Annotated in this window: 17 protein-coding genes; 12 read left to right on the top strand and 5 right to left on the bottom strand. The window is 62.1% G+C overall.

Going from position 1 to position 19,559, the window contains the following annotated elements:
* Nucleotides 1-52 precede the first annotated feature (52 nt).
* The 3 genes from BW978_RS00760 to BW978_RS00750 are packed head-to-tail and all read left to right on the top strand — an operon-like array spanning nucleotide 53 to nucleotide 3,340.
* A complete protein-coding gene (locus tag BW978_RS00760) occupies nucleotides 53-1,852 on the top strand; it encodes an ABC transporter ATP-binding protein (protein WP_076391326.1) in 1,800 nt (599 codons plus the stop codon).
* Between the two features lie 6 nt (nucleotides 1,853-1,858).
* Nucleotides 1,859-2,683: a 4-hydroxy-tetrahydrodipicolinate reductase gene (gene dapB / locus BW978_RS00755; RefSeq protein WP_139330245.1), complete on the top strand. Its 825-nt coding sequence runs from the start codon at nucleotides 1,859-1,861 to the stop codon at nucleotides 2,681-2,683.
* A 21-nt stretch (nucleotides 2,684-2,704) separates the two neighbouring features.
* Nucleotides 2,705-3,340 (top strand): 2,3-bisphosphoglycerate-dependent phosphoglycerate mutase, encoded by a 636-nt coding sequence (locus BW978_RS00750; RefSeq protein WP_076391324.1) that lies wholly within the window; start codon nucleotides 2,705-2,707, stop codon nucleotides 3,338-3,340.
* Between the two features lie 69 nt (nucleotides 3,341-3,409).
* Here BW978_RS00750 and pcaD read toward each other — a convergent pair whose 3' ends face one another.
* Together pcaD and polA are read right to left on the bottom strand one after the other, a co-directional pair.
* Complete coding sequence (gene pcaD / locus BW978_RS00745; protein WP_076391322.1) at nucleotides 3,410-4,204, bottom strand: 3-oxoadipate enol-lactonase; 795 nt, start codon at nucleotides 4,202-4,204, stop codon at nucleotides 3,410-3,412.
* A gap of 63 nt (nucleotides 4,205-4,267) precedes the next feature.
* Entirely contained in the window at nucleotides 4,268-7,252 is a 2,985-nt protein-coding gene (gene polA / locus BW978_RS00740) for a DNA polymerase I (protein ID WP_076391321.1), read from the bottom strand.
* Between the two features lie 430 nt (nucleotides 7,253-7,682).
* On the opposite strand from polA, the gene BW978_RS00735 reads away from it, so the two are divergent.
* The 7 genes from BW978_RS00735 (at nucleotide 7,683) to dnaJ (ending at nucleotide 16,641) form a co-directional block, all read left to right on the top strand.
* A complete protein-coding gene (locus BW978_RS00735) occupies nucleotides 7,683-8,129 on the top strand; it encodes a MarR family winged helix-turn-helix transcriptional regulator (RefSeq protein WP_076391320.1) in 447 nt (148 codons plus the stop codon).
* A 106-nt stretch (nucleotides 8,130-8,235) separates the two neighbouring features.
* Nucleotides 8,236-9,624, top strand: a complete 1,389-nt coding sequence (locus BW978_RS00730) for a dipeptidase (RefSeq protein ID WP_076393080.1) — start codon at nucleotides 8,236-8,238, stop codon at nucleotides 9,622-9,624.
* A gap of 314 nt (nucleotides 9,625-9,938) precedes the next feature.
* A complete protein-coding gene (locus BW978_RS00725; protein ID WP_076391319.1) occupies nucleotides 9,939-10,397 on the top strand; it encodes a YbaK/EbsC family protein in 459 nt (152 codons plus the stop codon).
* 185 nt (nucleotides 10,398-10,582) lie between these two features.
* On the top strand, nucleotides 10,583-12,808 hold the full coding sequence (locus tag BW978_RS00720; protein WP_076391318.1) for a transglycosylase domain-containing protein: 2,226 nt from the start codon (nucleotides 10,583-10,585) through the stop codon (nucleotides 12,806-12,808).
* 290 nt (nucleotides 12,809-13,098) lie between these two features.
* Nucleotides 13,099-15,012 carry a molecular chaperone DnaK gene (gene dnaK / locus BW978_RS00715; RefSeq protein ID WP_076391317.1) on the top strand — a complete coding sequence of 638 codons (1,914 nt, stop codon included), beginning with the start codon at nucleotides 13,099-13,101 and terminating at the stop codon, nucleotides 15,010-15,012.
* Nucleotides 15,012-15,482, top strand: coding sequence for a hypothetical protein (locus BW978_RS00710; RefSeq protein WP_076391315.1), 471 nt, complete (start codon nucleotides 15,012-15,014; stop codon nucleotides 15,480-15,482). The genes dnaK and BW978_RS00710 overlap by 1 nt, the downstream gene beginning before the upstream one ends.
* 4 nt (nucleotides 15,483-15,486) lie before the next feature.
* Nucleotides 15,487-16,641 (top strand): molecular chaperone DnaJ, encoded by a 1,155-nt coding sequence (gene dnaJ, locus BW978_RS00705; protein ID WP_069042607.1) that lies wholly within the window; start codon nucleotides 15,487-15,489, stop codon nucleotides 16,639-16,641.
* A gap of 67 nt (nucleotides 16,642-16,708) precedes the next feature.
* Here the strand turns inward: dnaJ and BW978_RS00700 are convergent, their stop codons facing one another.
* Nucleotides 16,709-16,960, bottom strand: coding sequence for a putative antibiotic biosynthesis monooxygenase (locus BW978_RS00700; RefSeq protein ID WP_244551862.1), 252 nt, complete (start codon nucleotides 16,958-16,960; stop codon nucleotides 16,709-16,711).
* 104 nt (nucleotides 16,961-17,064) lie between these two features.
* Here BW978_RS00700 and BW978_RS00695 point away from each other — a divergent pair, with 104 nt between their 5' ends.
* Entirely contained in the window at nucleotides 17,065-17,673 is a 609-nt protein-coding gene (locus BW978_RS00695; RefSeq protein ID WP_076391311.1) for a TetR/AcrR family transcriptional regulator, read from the top strand.
* Here the strand turns inward: BW978_RS00695 and BW978_RS00690 are convergent.
* Together BW978_RS00690 and BW978_RS00685 are read right to left on the bottom strand one after the other, a co-directional pair.
* Nucleotides 17,667-17,876, bottom strand: a complete 210-nt coding sequence (locus BW978_RS00690) for a SlyX family protein (RefSeq protein WP_076393078.1) — start codon at nucleotides 17,874-17,876, stop codon at nucleotides 17,667-17,669. The two genes, BW978_RS00695 and BW978_RS00690, sit on opposite strands and share 7 nt — an antisense overlap.
* A gap of 79 nt (nucleotides 17,877-17,955) precedes the next feature.
* A complete protein-coding gene (locus BW978_RS00685) occupies nucleotides 17,956-18,243 on the bottom strand; it encodes a hypothetical protein (RefSeq protein ID WP_076391309.1) in 288 nt (95 codons plus the stop codon).
* Between the two features lie 162 nt (nucleotides 18,244-18,405).
* Here BW978_RS00685 and recF point away from each other — a divergent pair, with 162 nt between their 5' ends.
* Entirely contained in the window at nucleotides 18,406-19,533 is a 1,128-nt protein-coding gene (gene recF, locus BW978_RS00680; protein WP_076391307.1) for a DNA replication/repair protein RecF, read from the top strand.
* Nucleotides 19,534-19,559: the final 26 nt, after the last annotated feature.

Genomic DNA, 19,559 nt, shown 5'->3' with positions numbered 1-19,559 from the left:
AGAGCGGCGGCGCCTGCCGAGGCGTGACAGGCAATAGGACAGGACACTCTTTTTGGACGCTCACGATAGCCAGACCCGCCAGCCAGACATGGACAGCGTCTCCGCCGTCCTGAAGCGCGTCATCGCCGAGAACGGGCGGCAGCATGTGGGCGGTTATGCCTTTGCCATCGTCTGCCTGCTCACGGTTGCCCTGACGACCGCATTTACCGCCTGGATCATGGAAGCCGTCATCAACGAGGCCTTCGCCAACAGGCGCGCCGATCTCGTCTGGATCATCTGCGGCTCGATCTTTGCGGCTTTTGTGCTTCGCGGCTTTGCCGGATACGGTCAGGCCGTGACGCTCTCGAGGATCGGCAACAACATCGTGGCGCGCTACCAGCTGCGCCTGTTTTCACATCTGATGTCGCTCTCCATCGGCTATTTCAGTGAAGCCCGGTCCGCACGGCTCGCAGCGCAGATCAACGAGAACATCAACGGGATCCGTGACGTTCTCAACATGACGATCACCTCGCTCGCCCGCGACCTCGTGACACTGATCGCGCTGCTGGGCGTGATGTTCTATCAGGACATTGTCCTGTCGTTGATCGTGTTCACCGTAGCGCCGCCGCTATTCCTCGGCCTTCGCTACATTTCCCGTCGCCTGCGCAGCGCGACGAAGGAATCGGTCATTCTGAATTCGCATGTGCTCGGGGCCATTCAGGAGGCGGTGCAGGGGATTGCGATCGTCAAGGCCTTCACGATGGAAAGCCAGCTGGAGAACAAAATCCAGTCGACGATCGATGCCGCAGAAGGACGCGCCAACAGGATCGCCCGCCTCAGCGAACGGAACGGACCGCTGACCGAAAGCCTGGCGGGCCTGTCGATTGCCGGTGTCATGGCCTATGCCGCGTATCAATCGATCTATGGCGGCGTGCTGCCAGGCGCCTTCTTCTCCTTTGTGACTGCCCTGCTGCTCGCTTATGAGCCTGCAAAGCGACTGGCGCGCCTGCAGGTCCACATGGAACGCGCCGCCGTGAATGCGCGGATGATCTACGAAATCCTCGACACGGAGCCGAACCAACGGGACAAGGACGGTGCCAAGCAGATTTCGGTTGGCGCGGCGAAGATCGAATTCCGCGACGTGACCTTTGCCTACGGTTCGAACGAGCCTGTCTTGCGCAAGCTGCGCTTCACTGCCGAGGGCGGCAAGACGACTGCGCTTGTGGGTCCGTCAGGTGCCGGCAAATCCACGGTTATTACCCTTGTTCCGCGCTTCTATGACCCGGCCGAAGGCGAAATCTTGATCGACGGGCAGAACATTGCGGACGTCACGAAGTCGTCGCTGCGCCAGCAGCTCGCCTACGTGTCGCAGCAACCCTACCTCTTCGAAGGCACGATCCGCGACAACATCCGCTACGGACGCCCGGAGGCGACCGACGCCGAGATCGAGGATGCGGCACGGCTTGCAAACGCCCATGACTTCATTCTTGCCCAGGCGCAAGGATACGATACGCCCGTCGGCGAAAACGGCATCACGCTTTCCGGTGGCCAGCGGCAGCGGCTCTCGATCGCGCGTGCGCTGGTGCGCAACGCACCGATCCTGCTCCTCGATGAGGCGACATCCTCGCTCGACACGGAATCGGAAGCAGCCGTGCAGCAAGCGCTCGATGCGGCCATGGCCGGCCGCACTGTGATCGTCATCGCGCACCGTCTCTCGACCGTCGTCAATGCCGACAAGATCATTGTCATGCAGGATGGCGAGGTCGTGGAAGAAGGCACGCATGAGAGCCTTGCACAGCGGCAGGGCGGTCTTTACGCTCGCCTCAACAATCTGCAGGCCGCTCCGAACGGCCAGTTCATCAGCCAGGAATAGACCCGCATGAATACGCCCATGAAGCTCGTCGTCGTCGGTGCCGCCGGTCGCATGGGCAAGACGCTGATCAAGCTGATCAGCGAGACAGAGGGCCTTGCGCTGCATGCGGCGGTCGAACGGGCAGGCTCTGCCGTGCTCGGCCAGGATGCCGGCGAACTGGCAGGCGTGCCGAAGCTCGGCGTTGCCGTGACCGACGATCCGCTGGCGGCCCTCCTGCATGCCGATGGCGTTATCGATTTCACCACACCGGCTTCGACCGTGGAATTTGCAGCACTCGCGGCCCAGGCGCGGATCGTGCATGTGATCGGCACGACCGGCTGCCTGCCGGAGCATGAGGAGAAGATCGATGCGGCGGCACGGCATGCGCGGGTCGTCAAGTCGGGTAATATGAGCCTCGGCGTCAACCTGCTCTCGGTTTTAATCAAGCAGGCGGCGCGCGCGCTCGATGCCGCAGGCTGGGATATTGAGGTGCTTGAGATGCACCACAAGCACAAGGTTGACGCGCCCTCCGGCACGGCGTTGCTGCTCGGTGAAGCGGCGGCTGAAGGCCGGGGCATTTCACTGGCTGATCATTCCACACGCGTGCGCGACGGCCATACCGGACCGCGCGAGGAAGGCTCCATCGGCTTTGCCACTCTGCGCGGCGGCTCGGTGATCGGGGAGCATTCCGTGCTCTTTGCCAGCGAAGGCGAAATGGTGACCCTGTCTCACAGCGCGACCGACCGTTCGCTTTTTGCTCGTGGTGCGCTCAAGGCCGCCATATGGGCCCGGGATCAGAAGCCCGGCCGCTATACCATGCTCGACGTGCTCGGGCTCAACTCCACCCCCTGATCGTCAAGAGAGGAATTGTCGATGACCGGTACACTCGTGCTCGTGCGCCATGGCCAGAGCGACTGGAACCTGAAGAACCTGTTCACCGGCTGGCGTGATCCGGACCTGACTGAACTCGGCGTGACGGAAGCCAATGCCGGCGGCAAGGCGCTCGCCGACTACGGCATCAAGTTCGATATCGCGTTCACGTCTGTCCTCACCCGTGCGCAGAAAACCTGCAACATCATCCTCGAAAACGTCGGCCAGACCGGCCTTGAGACGATCAAGGACGAGGCACTGAACGAGCGCGATTACGGCGACCTCTCCGGCCTAAACAAGGACGATGCGCGCGCCAAGTGGGGCGAGGAGCAGGTGCATATCTGGCGCCGTTCCTACGACATCCCGCCGCCGGGTGGCGAAAGCCTGCGCGACACCGGTGCGCGCGTCTGGCCCTACTACATGACCGAAATCCTGCCACGCGTGCTGCGCGGTGAGAAGGTGCTGGTGGCGGCACACGGCAATTCGCTGCGCTCGCTGGTGATGGTGCTCGACAAGCTGACCAAGGAGCAGATCCTGAGCGTCAATCTCGCGACCGGCGTTCCCATGGTCTACAAGCTGAACGCGGATTCGACGGTGGCTTCCAAGGAAGTGCTGGGCGACATGTCCGCCGCGCATTGAGCATCACCACGCTCCCCGAACTGAAAGAAGCCGCCCATGAGGCGGCTTCTGCATTTCCGGTGACTATTCTCAGTTCGCCTGCTTGCGCATGAAGCCCTGGATCAGCTCGGCGAGCGCTTCCGGCTGTTCGACGGAGGGGATATGGGCGCAGTCATCGATCACCTCGAAACGAGCGTCAGGCACCAGCTGGGAGCCGGCTTCGACGGTGGCGGGCGGTGTCGAGCCATCCTGGTCGCCGACGACGAAGAGTGTGGGCACAGTGATGGTCGGCAGGACGTCGGAGAAATCCGTATCGCGCAGGGCAGCACAGGTCGAGAGATAGCCAGCCTTTGACTGGCGCGTCATCATCAGACGGTAACCGGCCAGCTCATCAGCGCGGTCTTCGTGGAAGGCCGGTGTGAACCACCGCGCCATGGCGCTGTCGGCGGCACTTTCGATCCCGTCTTTCTCGATTCCGGCGATGCGCTCGGCCCAGATTTCGGCAGAACCGATGCGGGGTGCGGTGTCGCAGAGGATGAGCTTGCGGAACAGATCCGGCCGTTCCTGCCAGAGGCCCTGGCAAACGAGACCGCCGACGGAGAGGCCGCAGAAGGTGGCCTTGCGAATGCCGAGTTCATCGCAGAGGGTGGCGAGATCGGAGACGAGATCGGCCATGCCGAAGGGCTTGTCGGCACCGCCGGAGAGGCCGTGGCCGCGGCTATCGTAGAACAGCACCGAGACGTCGTCGCCGAGTTCATCGAAAAGCGGCAGCCAGATGCGGAAGTCGGTGCCAAGCCCGTTGGAGAAGACGATCAGGTTCTTGGCTTTCGCCTCTCCGATTAGCTCGTGATGGACGACATTGCCGTTGATGGTGGTGAAGGCCAAATCTCTTACTCCTGTGGGGCCGTTCTCGGCCCGTCTTTGTGGTTCCGGCCAGGCCGGGAATTCTCAGTGCGCCTCGTCCCAATTGTGGGCGGCGCGGGCGTCGACCTTGAGCGGCACGCGCATGGAGACGGCCGGCATGGCGGCATTTTCCATGATGTCGACGATGACAGGCATGGCGGTATCGACCGCCTCGTCCTCGACTTCGAAGATCAGTTCGTCATGCACCTGCAAGAGCATGCGGCAGCGTTCCGACAGGCCGGCAGCCACGAGTGCGGGTTCGATCTGGATCATGGCGCGGCGGATGACGTCCGCGGCCGAGCCCTGGATCGGGGCATTGATGGCGGCGCGTTCGTTGAAAGCGCGCATCGAGGGGTTGGACGACTTGATCTCCGGGTAATGGGCGCGGCGGCCGAAGATGGTTTCCACATAGCCGTGTTCGCGGGCGAAGGCCTTGGTGCTCTCCATGTAGTCCTTGATGCCTGGGAAGCGTTCGAAATACTTCTTGATGTAATCGCCGGCTTCCGAGCGCTCGATGCTCAGCTGATTGGCGAGGCCGAAGGCGGAGATGCCGTAGATTATGCCGAAGTTGATCGCCTTGGCGCGGCGACGGACTTCCGACGGCATGCCCTCAACCGGCACGCCGAACATTTCCGACGCGGTCATCGCGTGAATGTCGATGCCATCGGCGAAGGCCTGACGCAGTTGCGGGATGTCGGCGACATGGGCGAGTACGCGGAGTTCGATCTGGCTGTAGTCAGCCGAGAGGAGCTTGTGACCCGGGGTCGAGATGAAGGCCGTGCGGATCTTGCGGCCCTCGGCGGTGCGGACCGGGATGTTCTGCAGGTTAGGCTCTGACGATGACAGGCGGCCTGTTGTCGTCGAGGCGAGCGAATAACCGGTGTGGACGCGCTTGGTCTGTGGATGGATATAGCCGGGAAGCGCGTCGGTATAGGTGGACTTCAGCTTGGTGAGCTGGCGCCAGTCGACGATCTTGCGCGGCAGCGGTGCGCCTTCGGCGGCGAGGTCTTCGAGGACCTGGGCGGAGGTCGACCACTGGCCGGTCTTGGTCTTGGACCCGCCGGGCAGGCCCATGCGGCCAAACAGGATATCGCCGAGCTGTTTCGGCGAGCCGATATTGAAACGCTCGCCGGCGAGTTCGTAAACCTCGTCCTCGGTGGCGGCGGCCTTCTGGGCAAGCTCGCCCGACAGGCGAGAGAGGATCTGGCGGTCGACGGTGATGCCGCGCTCTTCCATATGGGCGAGCACGGGGACGAGCGGGCGCTCCAGACGCTCGTAGATGCGGGTGAGGCCTTCGGCTGCCAGGCGGGGTTTCAGCACCAGCCAGAGACGCAGCGTCACATCGGCATCTTCGGCCGCATAGGCGGTGGCGCGATCGATGTCGACGAGATCAAAGGTGACCGAGGATTTGCCGGAACCGGCAACATCCTTGTAAGGGATCGGGGTGTGGCCGAGCCACTTCTCCGACAGGCCGTCCATGCCGTGGTTGCCCTTGCCGGCGTCGAGCACGTAGGACATCAGCATAGTGTCGTCGAAGGACTGGAGCGTAACGCCGTGGCGCTTCATCACCAGGTAGTCGTATTTGAGGTTCTGCGCGACCTTCAGGACCGACGGATCTTCGAGCAGGCTCTTCAATGCGGCAAGCGCATCCTTCATCGGGATCTGGCCTTCGGCATGACCGCCGCCGAGGAGATCGCCGACGCCGGTCTTGTGGGTCAGCGGGATGTAGGCTGCGCGGATATCGGTCGAGCCGGGCGACAGCACGTTGTCCTGGATGGCAAGCGAGACGCCAACGAGTTCGGCCTGCATGGGATCGAGCGAGGTGGTCTCGGTGTCGAAGGCGACAAGGCCGGTTTCACGGGCCGCAGCGATCCAGAGTTCGAGGGTCTCGATATCGCGGATCGTCACGTAAGCGCTTCTGTCGATCGGCTTGCCGGCGAATGCGTTGGCGCGGCTTGCGGCGAGATCGGCGGGTGTCTTGCCGTCGGGGCTGGCTGCCGGAGCTGAAGATGCGGCGGCGGCGGGCGCCGAGGTCGGCGCCGCAGACGATGCGGGAACGTCGCCGGCATCCAGGTCGGGGCCACGGGCGGCGTCACCCCATTCGACGGGAACAATAGCGGCGTCGATGGCACTTGCGTCGCAATCGCAGACTTCGGCGACGCGTCGGGTCAGGGTGGTGAATTCCATCGCCTTGAGGAAGCCGATGAGCTTCGGCCCGTTCTGCGGCTCCAGCACCAACTCCTCGAGCTTCATGTCGATCGGCACGTCGGTGCGCAGTTCGACGAGCTGGCGGGAGAGCCGGGCGAGTTCTGCATTGGCGACGATGTTTTCGCGGCGCTTGACCTGCTTGATCTCGCCGGCGCGGGCGAGCAGCGTTTCGAGATCGCCGAACTCTTCGAGAAGCTGGGCGGCGGTCTTCGGGCCGATGCCGGGTATGCCGGGCACGTTGTCGGTCGAATCGCCGGTCATCGCCTGGAGATCGATCATCTTTTCCGGGGGCACACCCCATTTCTCGATGACATCGGGAATGCCGATCTGCTTGTCCTTCATCGCGTCGTACATATGCACATTCGCCGTCAGGAGCTGCATCAGGTCCTTGTCGGAGGAGACGATCGTGACGTCAGCGCCAGTCGCTTCCGCCTGGCGAGCATAGGTGGCGATGATGTCGTCGGCCTCGAAGCCTTCGGTCTCGATGCAGGGCAGATTGAAGGCGCGCGTCGCGTGACGGATCAGGCCGAATTGCGGGATCAGATCTTCCGGCGGGGCAGAGCGGTTTGCCTTGTAAAGCGGATAGATTTCCTTGCGGAATGTCGTCGAGGAGTAGTCAAAAATGACCGCGAGATGGGTCGGCGTGACCCCGACATCGGTGTTGCGGGCGTCGCGCAGGAGCTTCCACAGCATGTTGCAAAAACCCGAGACCGCGTTGACGGGCAGACCGTCCGACTTGCGGTTGAGGGCCGGGATGGCGTGGAAGGCGCGGAAGATGAAACCCGAGCCGTCGACGAGGAAGAGATGATCGCCTTTTTTCATGTCGGCATGGATAGCGCGGGGCGGCTGAAACGTCCATGACGGTTTGGCCAGAAGGCGCCAAAATCACCCGCCCAAGAGTGAGGACGAAATTGAATCGGATCTGTCGCCAACCATCACGAAAAGCTTACCGATTTGTAATCCCCGCTTCCCTTGAAAAAACACATTCCAAATCACAATTCCTAGTCATCGGCGCCTGATCACGCCGTAGTCTGAAAGAGGCTCGTCCCCCGCCGCTTCAGACTCGGGCAAAGGCCTTATCCCCCTCTCCGGGCCTTTGTCCCCATATTCCGGAGCCGTCGTGGCAGTCCCCCCGCCTCACGCCACGGCGGCTTCCGTTCCCCTCGCATGAAAACCCAAAATTAGTCAGCCTCGGAAATGGATCGCATGCGATCATTCCGGAAAGACGAACCACGACGACGTGTCGAGCGCCATGGCCCATGACCGTACGATCCCCGACCGCTCCGAGTCCGCCACTTGGCTGGCGAGCCAGCTTGCGCGCGGGTTCACACGGGCGCTGCAGGCACGGGCGGCCAAGCTCGGCTTCTCCCCGGGACAATTCCCAATTCTGCTCGAGCTCTGGGAAGAAGAAGGTTTGACGCAGCGGCAGCTGCTCGACCGCGTCGATGTCGAGCAGGCAACGATCGCCAATACGCTTGCCCGGATGGAGCGCGACGGGCTGATCGAGCGACGCGTTCACCCCAAGGACAAGCGCGCGCAGCAGATCTTCCTGACCGACAAGGCGCGTGACATGCGCGAGGAAGCGATGGCTGCCGCCGAAGCGGCGGAGCAGGCCATCTTCCAGGGTTTCCGGCGTTTCGAGAAGGAATTGCTGAAGGAATACATCCGCTGGGCGATCGCAAATGCCCGCAAGCTGTGAGCAGATATTGATGCGCAGTTGAGAAAAATTCGCGGTCAGAACGCCTCGAAACATCAGGAGCTTTGGTCTATCGTCCGCCGCACTTTCAAATTTGCAGGACATGACCATGACCGATCTCTCCCCCATCCTCGCCAAGGCCGACGAGGCCCTGCCGCAGAGCCTCGAACGCCTGTTCGATCTCGTGCGCATTCCCTCGATCTCGACGGATCCGGCCTACAAGGCCGATTGCCGCAAGGCCGGCGAATGGCTGGTTTCTGCCCTTTCCGAGCTCGGCTTCGATGCCTCGCTGCGTGATACGCCCGGCCATCCGATGGTGGTCGCCCATCACGCGGCTGACCTGCCCGACGCGCCGCATGTGCTGTTCTACGGCCATTATGATGTGCAGCCGGTCGATCCGCTAGATCTCTGGGAAGACGATCCCTTTGCGCCCGCGATCAAGGAGAAGGATGGCCGCAAGGTCATCACCGGTCGCGGCACATCCGACGACAAGGGTCAGCTTTTGACGTTTGTTGAAGCCTGCCGCGCCTACAAGGCAGTGAAGGGTTCGCTGCCGGTCAAGATCACCATCCTATTTGAGGGCGAAGAAGAATCCGGCTCGCCGTCGCTCAAGCCCTTCCTCGCTGCGAATGCCGATGAGCTGAAGGCCGATTTTGCGCTGGTCTGCGATACCAGCATGTGGGATCGCGAGACACCGGCGATCGCTGCGGCCCTGCGTGGCCTTGTCGGCGAAGAAGTCACCATCATTGCGGCCGACCGCGACCTTCATTCCGGCCTCTTCGGCGGTGCCGCTGCCAATCCCGTTCATATCCTGACCAAGATCCTCGCCGATCTGCATGATGAAACCGGCAAGGTCACCCTTCCCGGCTTCTATGATGGTGTCGAGGAGACGCCCGCCAACATCAAGGCCTCCTGGGAGAGCCTGGGGCGGACGGCGGAGAGCCTCCTCGGCGAGGTGGGCCTGTCGGTCCCCGCTGGTGAGAAGGGCCGTTCCGTGCTGGAACTCACCTGGGCGCGTCCGACGGCGGAAGTGAACGGCATTATCGGCGGTTATACCGGCGAGGGATTCAAGACCGTGATTGCGGCCAAGGCCTCGGCGAAGATCTCGTTCCGTCTGGTCGGGACGCAGGATCCCGCCAAGGTGCGCGAGAGCTTCCGCGCCTTCGTACAGGCCCGCATTCCCGCTGACTGCAAGGTCGAGTTCCACGAGCATGGCGGCTCGCCGGCCATCCAGCTCTCCTATGATTCGCCGGAACTGACCAAGGCGAAGAACGCGCTGTCGGATGAATGGCCGAAGCCGGCCGTGATCATAGGCATGGGCGGCTCGATCCCGATCGTCGGCGACTTCCAGAAGATGCTGGGCATGGATTCGCTGCTGGTCGGCTTTGGCCTGACCGACGACCGCATCCATTCGCCGAACGAGAAGTATGACCTCAACTCGTTTCACAAGGGCATCCGCTCGTGGATCCGCATCCTCGACGGGCTGGCGAACGGCTGAGGCCAGAAAAGCAAAAAGGCCGGTCAAAAACCGGCCTTTCCTTTACGTTTCTACGCTTGCCTGCCAGTACATCCGTGGTCAGGGTCGGAAACGTGCCATTCGATGTCTCGGATGTTGGCCCACCTTCGTGAACCGCATCCCGGATCTCGATGATCGCTCTGGATGCTTAACAACCGGTTAAGCGTTTCGAAGTTCCTCAAACAGGATCTCTGCAAGCGCTCTATCGTCTGGTAGTACAGAGATGGGGATGCTCAATCCGGCTTTCAAGATGCGTGTGCTTGAAAAGCCTTGAGCGCTCCGGTTAGACTTCTCCCATGAGCCTCGAATCCGTCCAACAGTTCTTCCGGGAAAACGCCCCCGAAATCTCCGTCATCGTCACCGAAGCAAGCTCCGCCACCGTGGCGCTTGCAGCCGAAGCGCATGGCGTCGAGCCTGATCAGATAGCCAAGACGATCTGCCTGAGGATCGGCGAGGACGTCGTGCTCGTGGTCACAGCTGGCACGAAGCGTCTGGACAATCGCAAGTTCAAGGATCGTTTCGGCGTGAAGCCGCGCATGCTCGATGCCGAAGCCGTGGTCGAGGCGACGAGCCATCCTGTCGGCGGAGTATGCCCCTTCGGCCTGCCCTCGCCTCTCAAGGTCTATTGTGATCTGTCGCTCCGGGCCTTCGACGAGGTGGTTCCGGCCGCAGGTGCGACGAATGCTGCGGTGAAGATTGCGCCGGAGCGCATGAGGTCGCTGGTCGATGGCGTCTGGGCAGATCTCTGCCAGTAGCTTCACGCCTCGTTCAGAGCTTGTTTACCGGGCTTTAACCACCCCTTAAATCGCCGCAATTACTGTGCAATTGCGCGATCATCGGCTCGACGAGAGTAGATGATCGTCCGAGATTTCTTGAAGCCATTTCCGCGCATGCTTTCCCCTGGCAGCGCACAACGAGCATCTGGAGCAAGATCACCGCAATGGTGAGCAAAGGCAAATCCCGCGACCGCATTGAACCAAGCTTCGGCGACGAGCGCGAGGACGAGGATTTCCGTCTGGATGCAGATGATCGTGTCATCGGCGGGCGGCCGGCACGCGCCGGTGGCAAGAAGACGGCGGGTTCGGCCAAGCGCGGCAAGTCCGGCAACCAGAAGAGCCGGAAAGCGAAAAGCAGCGGCGGCGGATTCGGGCTTGGAAAGCTGATCTACTGGGGTTTCGTGCTGTCTATCTGGTGTGGAATCGGCGTGGTGGGTCTGGTCGCCTACTATGGCTCGCAGATGCCGAGCGCCAGCAGCTGGTCGATCCCCGAGCGCCCACCGAACATGAAGATCGTGTCCGTCGAGGGCACAGTGATCGCCAATCGCGGCGCGACCGGCGGCGAAGCGTTGCCGCTCGAGGAAATGTCGCCATTTATCCCGCAGGCCGTGATGGCGATCGAGGATCGGCGCTTCTATTCGCATTTCGGCGTTGATCCTCTCGGCCTCGCCCGCGCGATCGTCACGAATGTCACGAACGGGCGGGCGGTGCAGGGTGGCTCGACGCTGACGCAGCAGCTGGCCAAGAACCTCTTCCTGTCTCCGGAGCGCACCATTGAGCGCAAGGTCCAGGAAGTGCTGCTCGCCTTCTGGCTGGAGCAGAAATACACCAAGGACCAGATCATGGCGATGTATCTGAACCGGGTGTTCTTCGGCTCGAACGCCTACGGCGTCGAAGCGGCTTCGCGGCGCTATTTCAACAAGTCGGCCCGCGACGTGAACCTCGGCGAGGCCGCACTTCTGGCAGGGTTGCTCAAGGCCCCGTCCCGGCTTTCGCCAGCGCGCGATCCGGAGGCCGCCGAAGCGCGCGCCCAGGTCGTTCTCCAGGCCATGCTCGAAGAGGGTTACATCACAGCAGACGAGATCAAGACGGCGATGTCGCAACCGCCGACCAAGGCCAAGCGCTACTGGAGCGGTGCTGGCCAGTATGTCGCCGATCTGGTGCGCGACGAGGTGACCTTGCTGATCGGCAAGGTGACCGAAGACATCGTGGTCGAGACAACGATCGACATGACGCTTGAAAAGAAAGCGGAGGCCGCACTGACGGAATCGCTTGAGGCTGAGGGCGGTAAGGTCAATGCGTCGCAGGCGGCCCTCGTTTCCATCGACGGGACCGGGGCCATCCGGGCGCTGGTCGGCGGACGCGACTATGCCGAGAGCCAGTTCAACCGGGCGGTCAAGGCAAAGCGCCAGCCGGGCTCGGCCTTCAAGCCCTTTGTCTATGCAGCCGCTGTGGAGAACGGCTTGCGTCCGACATCGGTGCGAAACGATGCGCCGATACGGATCGGCTCCTGGACACCTGAGAATTACGATCAGAAGTATCGGGGACAAGTGACCGCGACACAGGCGCTCGCCGAATCGCTGAACACGATAGCAGCCCAGTTGGTCATGGAAGTGGGACCCGATCAGGTGATCAAGGTCGCCCACCGGATGGGTATCGAATCAGCATTGCAGAACAATGCCTCGATCGCGCTCGGGACCTCGGAAGTCTCGCTCCTCGAACTGACGGCTGCCTATTCGCCCTTCATGAATGGCGGCTACAAGGCGACGCCGCATATCGTGCGGCGGATATCGAAGGCCGATGGCAGCCTGCTCTACGAGAACAATTATCTCGAGCCGCCGAAGGTACTGAACGACGGCGTCGTCGCTGCGATGAACGCGATGATGCGCGATGTCATCGATCACGGCACTGGCAAGAACGCACGGCTTTCCGGATGGGAAGCGGCGGGCAAGACGGGTACGACGCAATCCTTCCGCGATGCGCTGTTCGTCGGTTATACGAGCAACCTGACCACGGGCATCTGGTTCGGCAATGACGACGGACAGTCGATGAAGAAAGTGACGGGCGGCGGGCTTCCGGCCAAGGCCTGGCACGACTTCATGACGGCGGCGCATCAGGGTCTGGCGCCTGCCCCGCTGCCAGGCGGAGACTACATCGAGCCGGCACCTGCGGAAGATCCCATGACGATCGGGACGATCATCTCGGACGTACTCCAGGGGGGCGGTGAAGAGCGGTATTCGGGCGATCCCGTCTATGCCGAAGACTATCCCGCAGGTGCTGCTCCTTCGCAGGATGTGACTGGTTCGGCAGGTCCCATCCCGCCGGGCGAGGTCGGCGGTGGGCAAGGCACGCGCAGAACCACGCTGCTCGACTTGATCCTGGGACAATAAGGGCCACATGAGGACGGCGAGAGGCCGTCGGCCTGACGCAAGGCCGCGACTCTAGTATAGCCGGTCTGTCAAGGACCGAGGGGTGCGGCAAAGCCCATGAAAACGCTGCACCAATCTGTTCTTTTTTACGGGTTTCCAGCGGGTTTCCAGCCTTGCAGTCGGAAATTTCGCTTCTTATATACGCGACATAACCGCAGCGGCGCTGCAGTGTATCCCAGACCATCCACGTCGAGGGGCTGTCAGGAATGCCTGATTGGGGTTCCGACGGCCTGCTTCAAGGAGAATATGACATGGCAAAAGTAATCGGTATCGACCTTGGAACGACCAATTCCTGCGTCGCCGTCATGGACGGCAAAGATGCAAAGGTCATCGAGAATTCGGAAGGCGCACGCACCACGCCGTCCATGGTGGCGTTTTCGGACGATGGCGAACGCCTCGTCGGCCAGCCGGCCAAGCGCCAGGCGGTCACCAACCCGACCAACACCCTGTTCGCCGTCAAGCGTCTGATCGGTCGTCGCTACGAAGATCCGACGGTCGAGAAGGACAAGGGCCTCGTGCCGTTCCAGATCGTCAAGGGTGACAATGGTGACGCCTGGGTAGAAGCACAGGGCAAGGGTTATTCCCCGTCGCAGATCTCGGCCATGATCCTGCAGAAGATGAAGGAAACGGCTGAAGCCTATCTCGGCGAGAAGGTCGAAAAGGCTGTCATCACCGTTCCGGCATACTTCAACGACGCGCAGCGCCAGGCCACCAAGGATGCCGGCCGCATTGCCGGTCTTGAAGTTCTGCGCATCATCAACGAGCCGACGGCTGCAGCACTTGCCTATGGTCTGGACAAGACGGAAGGCAAGACCATCGCCGTCTACGACCTCGGTGGTGGTACCTTCGATATTTCGGTTCTGGAAATCGGCGACGGCGTCTTCGAAGTGAAGTCGACCAATGGCGACACCTTCCTCGGCGGTGAAGACTTCGACATGCGCCTCGTCGAATATCTCGCAGCCGAGTTCAAGAAGGACCAGGGCATCGACCTGAAGGGCGACAAGCTTGCCCTGCAGCGCCTGAAGGAAGCCGCCGAAAAGGCCAAGATCGAGCTGTCGTCCTCGCAGCAGACCGAAATCAACCTGCCGTTCATCACGGCAGATGCCTCCGGTCCGAAGCACCTGACGATGAAGCTGACCCGCGCCAAGTTCGAAAGCCTGGTCGACGACCTCGTTCAGCGCACGATCGCGCCTTGCAAGGCAGCACTCAAGGATGCCGGCGTTACCGCTGCCGAGATCGACGAAGTCGTTCTCGTTGGCGGCATGAGCCGCATGCCGAAGGTGCAGGAAGTCGTGAAGCAGCTGTTCGGCAAGGAGCCGCACAAGGGCGTCAACCCGGATGAAGTCGTCGCACTCGGTGCAGCGATCCAGGCCGGTGTTCTGCAGGGCGATGTCAAGGACGTGCTGCTGCTCGACGTGACCCCGCTGTCGCTCGGCATCGAAACGCTCGGTGGCGTCTTCACCCGTCTGATCGATCGCAACACGACGATCCCGACGAAGAAGAGCCAGACCTTCTCGACCGCCGAAGACAACCAGCAGGCCGTTACCATCCGCGTATCGCAGGGCGAGCGCGAAATGGCTCAGGACAACAAGCTGCTGGGCCAGTTCGACCTGGTCGGCCTGCCGCCGTCGCCGCGTGGCGTTCCGCAGATCGAAGTCACCTTCGACATCGACGCGAACGGCATCGTCCAGGTTTCGGCCAAGGACAAGGGTACTGGCAAGGAACAGCAGATCCGCATCCAGGCCTCCGGTGGTCTCTCCGACGCCGACATCGAGAAGATGGTGAAGGACGCCGAGGCCAATGCCGAGGCGGACAAGAAGCGCCGCGCCGTGGTCGAAGCCAAGAACCAGGCCGAAAGCCTCGTTCACTCCACCGAAAAGTCGGTCAGCGAGTATGGCGACAAGGTTTCGGAAACGGATCGCAAGGCGATCGAGGATGCGATTGCGGCCCTCAAGGGCGCCATCGAAGCCTCCGAGCCTGATGCCGACGACATCCAGGCCAAGACCCAGACCCTTATGGAAGTTTCCATGAAGCTGGGCCAGGCCATCTACGAGTCCCAGCAGGCCGATGGCGGTGCAGGTGACGCAGATGGTGGCAAGGACGACAACGTCGTTGACGCCGACTACGAAGAAGTGAAGGACGAAGACGCGAAGAAGTCGGCCTGATGCAGGGCCACTTCGGACGCCGTTCCAAGACCTGGCTGGCCTTCGGGCCAGCCGCATTTTCGTTGATTCTGGCGACCGGTGCCATGGCACAGGATAGGGGGCAGGTCAGCGCCGTTCACCGCCAGGTGAGCGCCGCCGAGGCCAGTCTGGCCAAGGCGATTTCCGCGAAGGACAGCAATTCCCTTTCCCGCATTGGCAACGATCTCGGCAAGATCATCGAAGCTGCGCTTCAGAGGCGCGAGAACGGTGGCGAGGTTTCTTCCTGCGACATGGCTGCGCATTCGCTGGCCTTTGCGGCGGTGACGTCCGCAGACGGACTAATCAGCAAAGGCGAAGCGCGCAAGCTTCTGATGCAGGATGCGATCTCGGCTGCGTCCGACTTCCAGAAAGACATGCAGGCCTGTGACAAGCAGGCCGGCAAGGCGACTGGCAGCCACACGAGCGTTGGGAAAGCTTTGAGAGCTTTGTAAAACCATGGCAAAAGCAGATTTCTACGAGACCCTCGGGGTTGGCCGGACGGCGGACGAGAAGGAGCTGAAGAGCGCCTTCCGCAAGCTGGCCATGAAATACCACCCGGACAAGAACCCGGGTGACGATGAGGCCGAGAAGAAGTTCAAGGAACTCAACGAGGCCTATGAAACTCTGAAGGATCCGCAGAAGCGCGCGGCCTATGACCGCTTCGGCCACGCCGCCTTCGAACAGGGCGGCATGGGCGGTGGCGGCTTTGGCGGCGGCGGCGGCGGATTTGCCGGTGGCGGCTTTTCCGACATCTTCGAGGACATCTTCGGCGAGATGATGGGTGGCGGCCGCGGCGGACGTGCCCGCTCGACCGGCGGCCGCGAACGTGGTGCAGACCTGCGCTACAACATGGAAATCAGCCTCGAAGAGGCGTTTACCGGCAAGACGGCGCAGATTCGGGTTCCGACCTCGATCACCTGCGATGTCTGCACGGGTTCGGGCGCCAAGCCCGGAACGCAGCCGAAGACCTGCACGACCTGTCAGGGCTCTGGTCGCGTGCGTGCGGCCCAGGGCTTCTTCTCGATCGAGCGCACCTGCCCGACCTGTCACGGTCGTGGCCAGACGATCTCGGACCCCTGCGGGAAGTGCCATGGCCAGGGCCGTATCACAGAAGAGCGTTCGCTTTCGGTCAGCATTCCCTCTGGTATCGAGGACGGCACGCGCATTCGCCTGCAGGGCGAAGGCGAAGCTGGACTTCGCGGTGGCCCTTCGGGCGATCTCTACATCTTCCTGTCGGTGAAGCCGCACGAGTTCTTCCAGCGCGACGGGGCGGATCTCTATTGCTCCGTGCCGATCTCGATGACGACGGCAGCACTCGGCGGAACCTTCGACGTGGTGACGCTGGATGGGACGAAGTCGCGTGTGACGGTTCCAGAGGGCACCCAGCCTGGCAGGCAGTTCCGCCTCAAGGGCAAGGGCATGCCTGTTCTGCGCTCGACGCAGGTCGGTGATCTCTACATTCAGATCCAGATCGAGACGCCGCAGAAGCTGACCAAGCGTCAACGCGAGTTGCTGCAGGAGTTCGAGCAACTGTCGTCGAAGGAGAACAATCCGGAATCGACGGGCTTCTTTGCCCGGATGAAGGATTTCTTCGATACGCTCAGCGATTGAGCGAGCGATCGTCAGAGACAAGATTGCAAGGGGCGGTCCGCCAGGGGGCCGCCCCTTTTGCATGAGGTCAGGCGAGCAAACGCGGCTGGCGCAGGATGAACCAGGCAAAGTGCCTGTGGATCGCGGGTGCGATGCCATAGACGATGGACAGGACCATGATCGGCGCCAGGAGAGCCGTGCGGGCCCAGATCGGCCAGCCTTCGGTCAGCGGCATGAGGACGTAGAGAATACCGGTGACGAAGGGATAGATGACGAGCAGCATCAGCAGGGCAAGTCGATGCTTAGACGGTGTTGGGCGGGATACAGATGGGTTGGACATGGGAGGCTCCATAAGAACGGTACGTTCCGTTTATATTGAAACGGGCCGTTTCGTTCAATAGATTTTTCTGCTAGGGGAATTGCAGAGGAGAACAGCCTGTGACGATGACTGCACCTGATATCACAAAGCGCACATCCATCGGCGCGCAGCGGAACCCTGCTAGCGAGGACGCTATCCTGACGGCAGCGGCCGCGATCCTGCGCGAGGGCGGGTTATCGGCCTTCTCGATCGAAGCAGTGGCGCGCCGTGCCAAGGCCGGAAAACCGACGATCTATCGCTGGTGGCCGTCCAAAGCAGCGCTGCTTCTCGATGTGTATCACCGGCAGAAGGGCGAGACCTTCTATCCTGATACCGGAAACGCTCGCGGCGACCTGATCGCTTTTCTCGAGACATTGCTCGGCTTCTGGCAGAGGAGTGGCGGAGATGTGTTCCGCTCGATCATCGCCGAGGCACAGAGCGATCCGGCGGCTCTGGAGGCGCTGCGCGACTACGCAGTGACGCGCTGCCGGGCAAGCGGCGTGATCCTGGAGCGCGGCGTGGCGCGCGGCGAAATTCGCGAAGGCCTCGACATTCCGCTCGTCATGGAACTGTTCTCAAGCTTCTGCTGGCAGCGGCTGCTGACCGGTCGGCTCGACCCGTCACGCGATCAGATCGCGCACATCGTCGATGCGGTACTGACCGGCTTTGGGACGATGGGTCGTGACGCTCAGTAATGCGGCGGGCGGGTGACGGCCGGGGCTTCCAGGCCCTGCTCTTCCAGAGACAGGAAGCGTTCCGTGAGCCGATCCAGCTTGGCCCGGGTCTGTTCGACCACCTTCCACTGCTCGGTCAGCTGGTCTGACAGTTCCTCGATGACCCGCGTCTGATGGGCGACGGTCTCTTCCAGACGCGTGATGCGCTCGTCCTGCGTGTCCATGATCTTCTCCATCGTCTCTCAAGCGGCCTAGATGCCGCAAGACGGACGCCCGGTCAAACATGGCGCGGAAGAGATCGGGTCAGCGCTGCTTCTTCTTGCGATACGGCATGGTCATGACGGCAGAGGCGGTCACGGCTGCGGCAAAGATCAGCGCGAGGGGCACGGCCATCATGATCGTCGGAAGCACGGGGTGGCTGGAGCGCGAGAGCGAGGTGCCAAGGCCGCCGAGGTCGAGCCAGACGATGGCAAAGGCGACCAGGAAACCGAGTGCTGCCCCGAGCGATGCGTTGAGGGCAAGAAAGCCCAACATCTCCCAGTGGTCGCGGCGGGCTTCTTCAGGCGTGAGATCATCGGACTGCAGAGACATGGCCCGAGCTCCAGAGCGGCGTCAATAAAGTAAAACTAACGCGTCTGGAAAAGAGTTCCATGTCGCCAAGCGACGCACACCTCGGCAAGTTCCAGAAAGCGCGCTTGCGCCTTGCCTTCACGACACATTCGGCCTAGCTCAAGGCGACAACGAATCCGACCGATGACCCAGAAGACACAGATCCAGCGGCTCAAACTCACAGACTTCCGCAACTATGCGCAGGCAGGCCTTGCGCTGGACGGACGGCACGTGGTGCTGGTCGGCGACAACGGGGCCGGCAAGACCAACTTCATGGAAGCGATCTCCTTCCTCTCGCCCGGGCGGGGCCTGCGCCGTGCGGTGCTCTCCGACATTCCGCGTCTTGGCGCCTCCGGAAGCTTCACCGTCTTTGCCGCCGTTGACGGCATGGCTGGCGAGGCCGATATCGGCACCGGCACAGAGACTACGGAGGAAGGCAACCTGGTCCGGCGTCTGCGGATCAATGGCGGCGCGGCAAAGTCGGTCGACGAACTCACCGACCACCTGCGCATCCTCTGGCTGACGCCAGCCATGGACGGGTTGTTCACCGGTCCTTCTTCCGACAGACGCCGGTTCCTCGATCGGTTGGTCCTCTCCCTCGACCCAGCGCATGGACGACGAGCCAGCGATTTCGAGCGCGCCATGCGCAGCCGCAACAAGCTGCTTTCGGAAGGGCGCTTCGATCCGACCTGGCTTTCCGGCATCGAGCAGCAGATGGCAGCGCTCGGCGTTGCCATGGCAGCGGCCCGGCGCGAGATGCTGGGATTGCTCTCCGGCCTGATCGAGGCGGACAGGGAAACCTCTGCCTTTCCATCGGCCTCGCTCGCCTTGAGCGGCTTCCTGGATGATCTGGCCGACCTGCCGGCCTTCGAATTCGAGGAACGCTATATCGAGATCCTCGCACAATCCCGCCATCGGGATGCGGCAGCCGGCCGGACATTGGATGGACCGCACCGGGCAGATCTCATGGTGCGACACATCGAGAAAGACATGGATGCAGAGCGCTGCTCGACTGGGGAGCAGAAGGCCCTCCTCATCGGGCTGGTGCTTGCACATGCGCGACTGGTTGCGACCATGACGGGCTTTGCGCCGATCCTGCTGCTCGACGAGATCGCCGCACATCTCGACGAGGGCCGGCGGGCCTCGCTCTTTGCCCGCATCGATGCGCTCGGCGGCCAGGCTTTCATGACGGGCACGGACAAGGCGATGTTTTCTGCACTGGGCGACCGGGCGCAGTTCGTGACGGTAACAGATGGCCAGATCGATGCGTGAGTGCGCTTTTCATCTTCATGTTCGGG

Source organism: Rhizobium sp. RU33A (assembly GCF_900156055.1).
Lineage (GTDB): Bacteria > Pseudomonadota > Alphaproteobacteria > Rhizobiales > Rhizobiaceae > Allorhizobium.
The sequence above is the reverse complement of the archived record's forward strand: the minus strand, read 5'-3'. Positions and strand labels throughout refer to the sequence as shown.

Excerpts from the sequence above, each read along its gene's own strand:
- recF (WP_076391307.1), top strand. The coding sequence starts at position 18,406 with ATGACCCAGAAGACACAGATCCAGCGGCTCAAACTCACAGACTTCCGC.
- BW978_RS00720 (WP_076391318.1), top strand. The coding sequence starts at position 10,583 with ATGGTGAGCAAAGGCAAATCCCGCGACCGCATTGAACCAAGCTTCGGC.
- BW978_RS00690 (WP_076393078.1), bottom strand. The coding sequence starts at position 17,876 with ATGGACACGCAGGACGAGCGCATCACGCGTCTGGAAGAGACCGTCGCC.
- dnaJ (WP_069042607.1), top strand. The coding sequence starts at position 15,487 with ATGGCAAAAGCAGATTTCTACGAGACCCTCGGGGTTGGCCGGACGGCG.
- BW978_RS00695 (WP_076391311.1), top strand. The coding sequence starts at position 17,065 with ATGACTGCACCTGATATCACAAAGCGCACATCCATCGGCGCGCAGCGG.
- dapB (WP_139330245.1), top strand. The coding sequence starts at position 1,859 with ATGAATACGCCCATGAAGCTCGTCGTCGTCGGTGCCGCCGGTCGCATG.
- BW978_RS00725 (WP_076391319.1), top strand. The coding sequence starts at position 9,939 with ATGAGCCTCGAATCCGTCCAACAGTTCTTCCGGGAAAACGCCCCCGAA.
- BW978_RS00710 (WP_076391315.1), top strand. The coding sequence starts at position 15,012 with ATGCAGGGCCACTTCGGACGCCGTTCCAAGACCTGGCTGGCCTTCGGG.
- BW978_RS00730 (WP_076393080.1), top strand. The coding sequence starts at position 8,236 with ATGACCGATCTCTCCCCCATCCTCGCCAAGGCCGACGAGGCCCTGCCG.
- BW978_RS00700 (WP_244551862.1), bottom strand. The coding sequence starts at position 16,960 with ATGTCCAACCCATCTGTATCCCGCCCAACACCGTCTAAGCATCGACTT.
- BW978_RS00685 (WP_076391309.1), bottom strand. The coding sequence starts at position 18,243 with ATGTCTCTGCAGTCCGATGATCTCACGCCTGAAGAAGCCCGCCGCGAC.
- BW978_RS00735 (WP_076391320.1), top strand. The coding sequence starts at position 7,683 with ATGGCCCATGACCGTACGATCCCCGACCGCTCCGAGTCCGCCACTTGG.
- dnaK (WP_076391317.1), top strand. The coding sequence starts at position 13,099 with ATGGCAAAAGTAATCGGTATCGACCTTGGAACGACCAATTCCTGCGTC.
- polA (WP_076391321.1), bottom strand. The coding sequence starts at position 7,252 with ATGAAAAAAGGCGATCATCTCTTCCTCGTCGACGGCTCGGGTTTCATC.
- BW978_RS00750 (WP_076391324.1), top strand. The coding sequence starts at position 2,705 with ATGACCGGTACACTCGTGCTCGTGCGCCATGGCCAGAGCGACTGGAAC.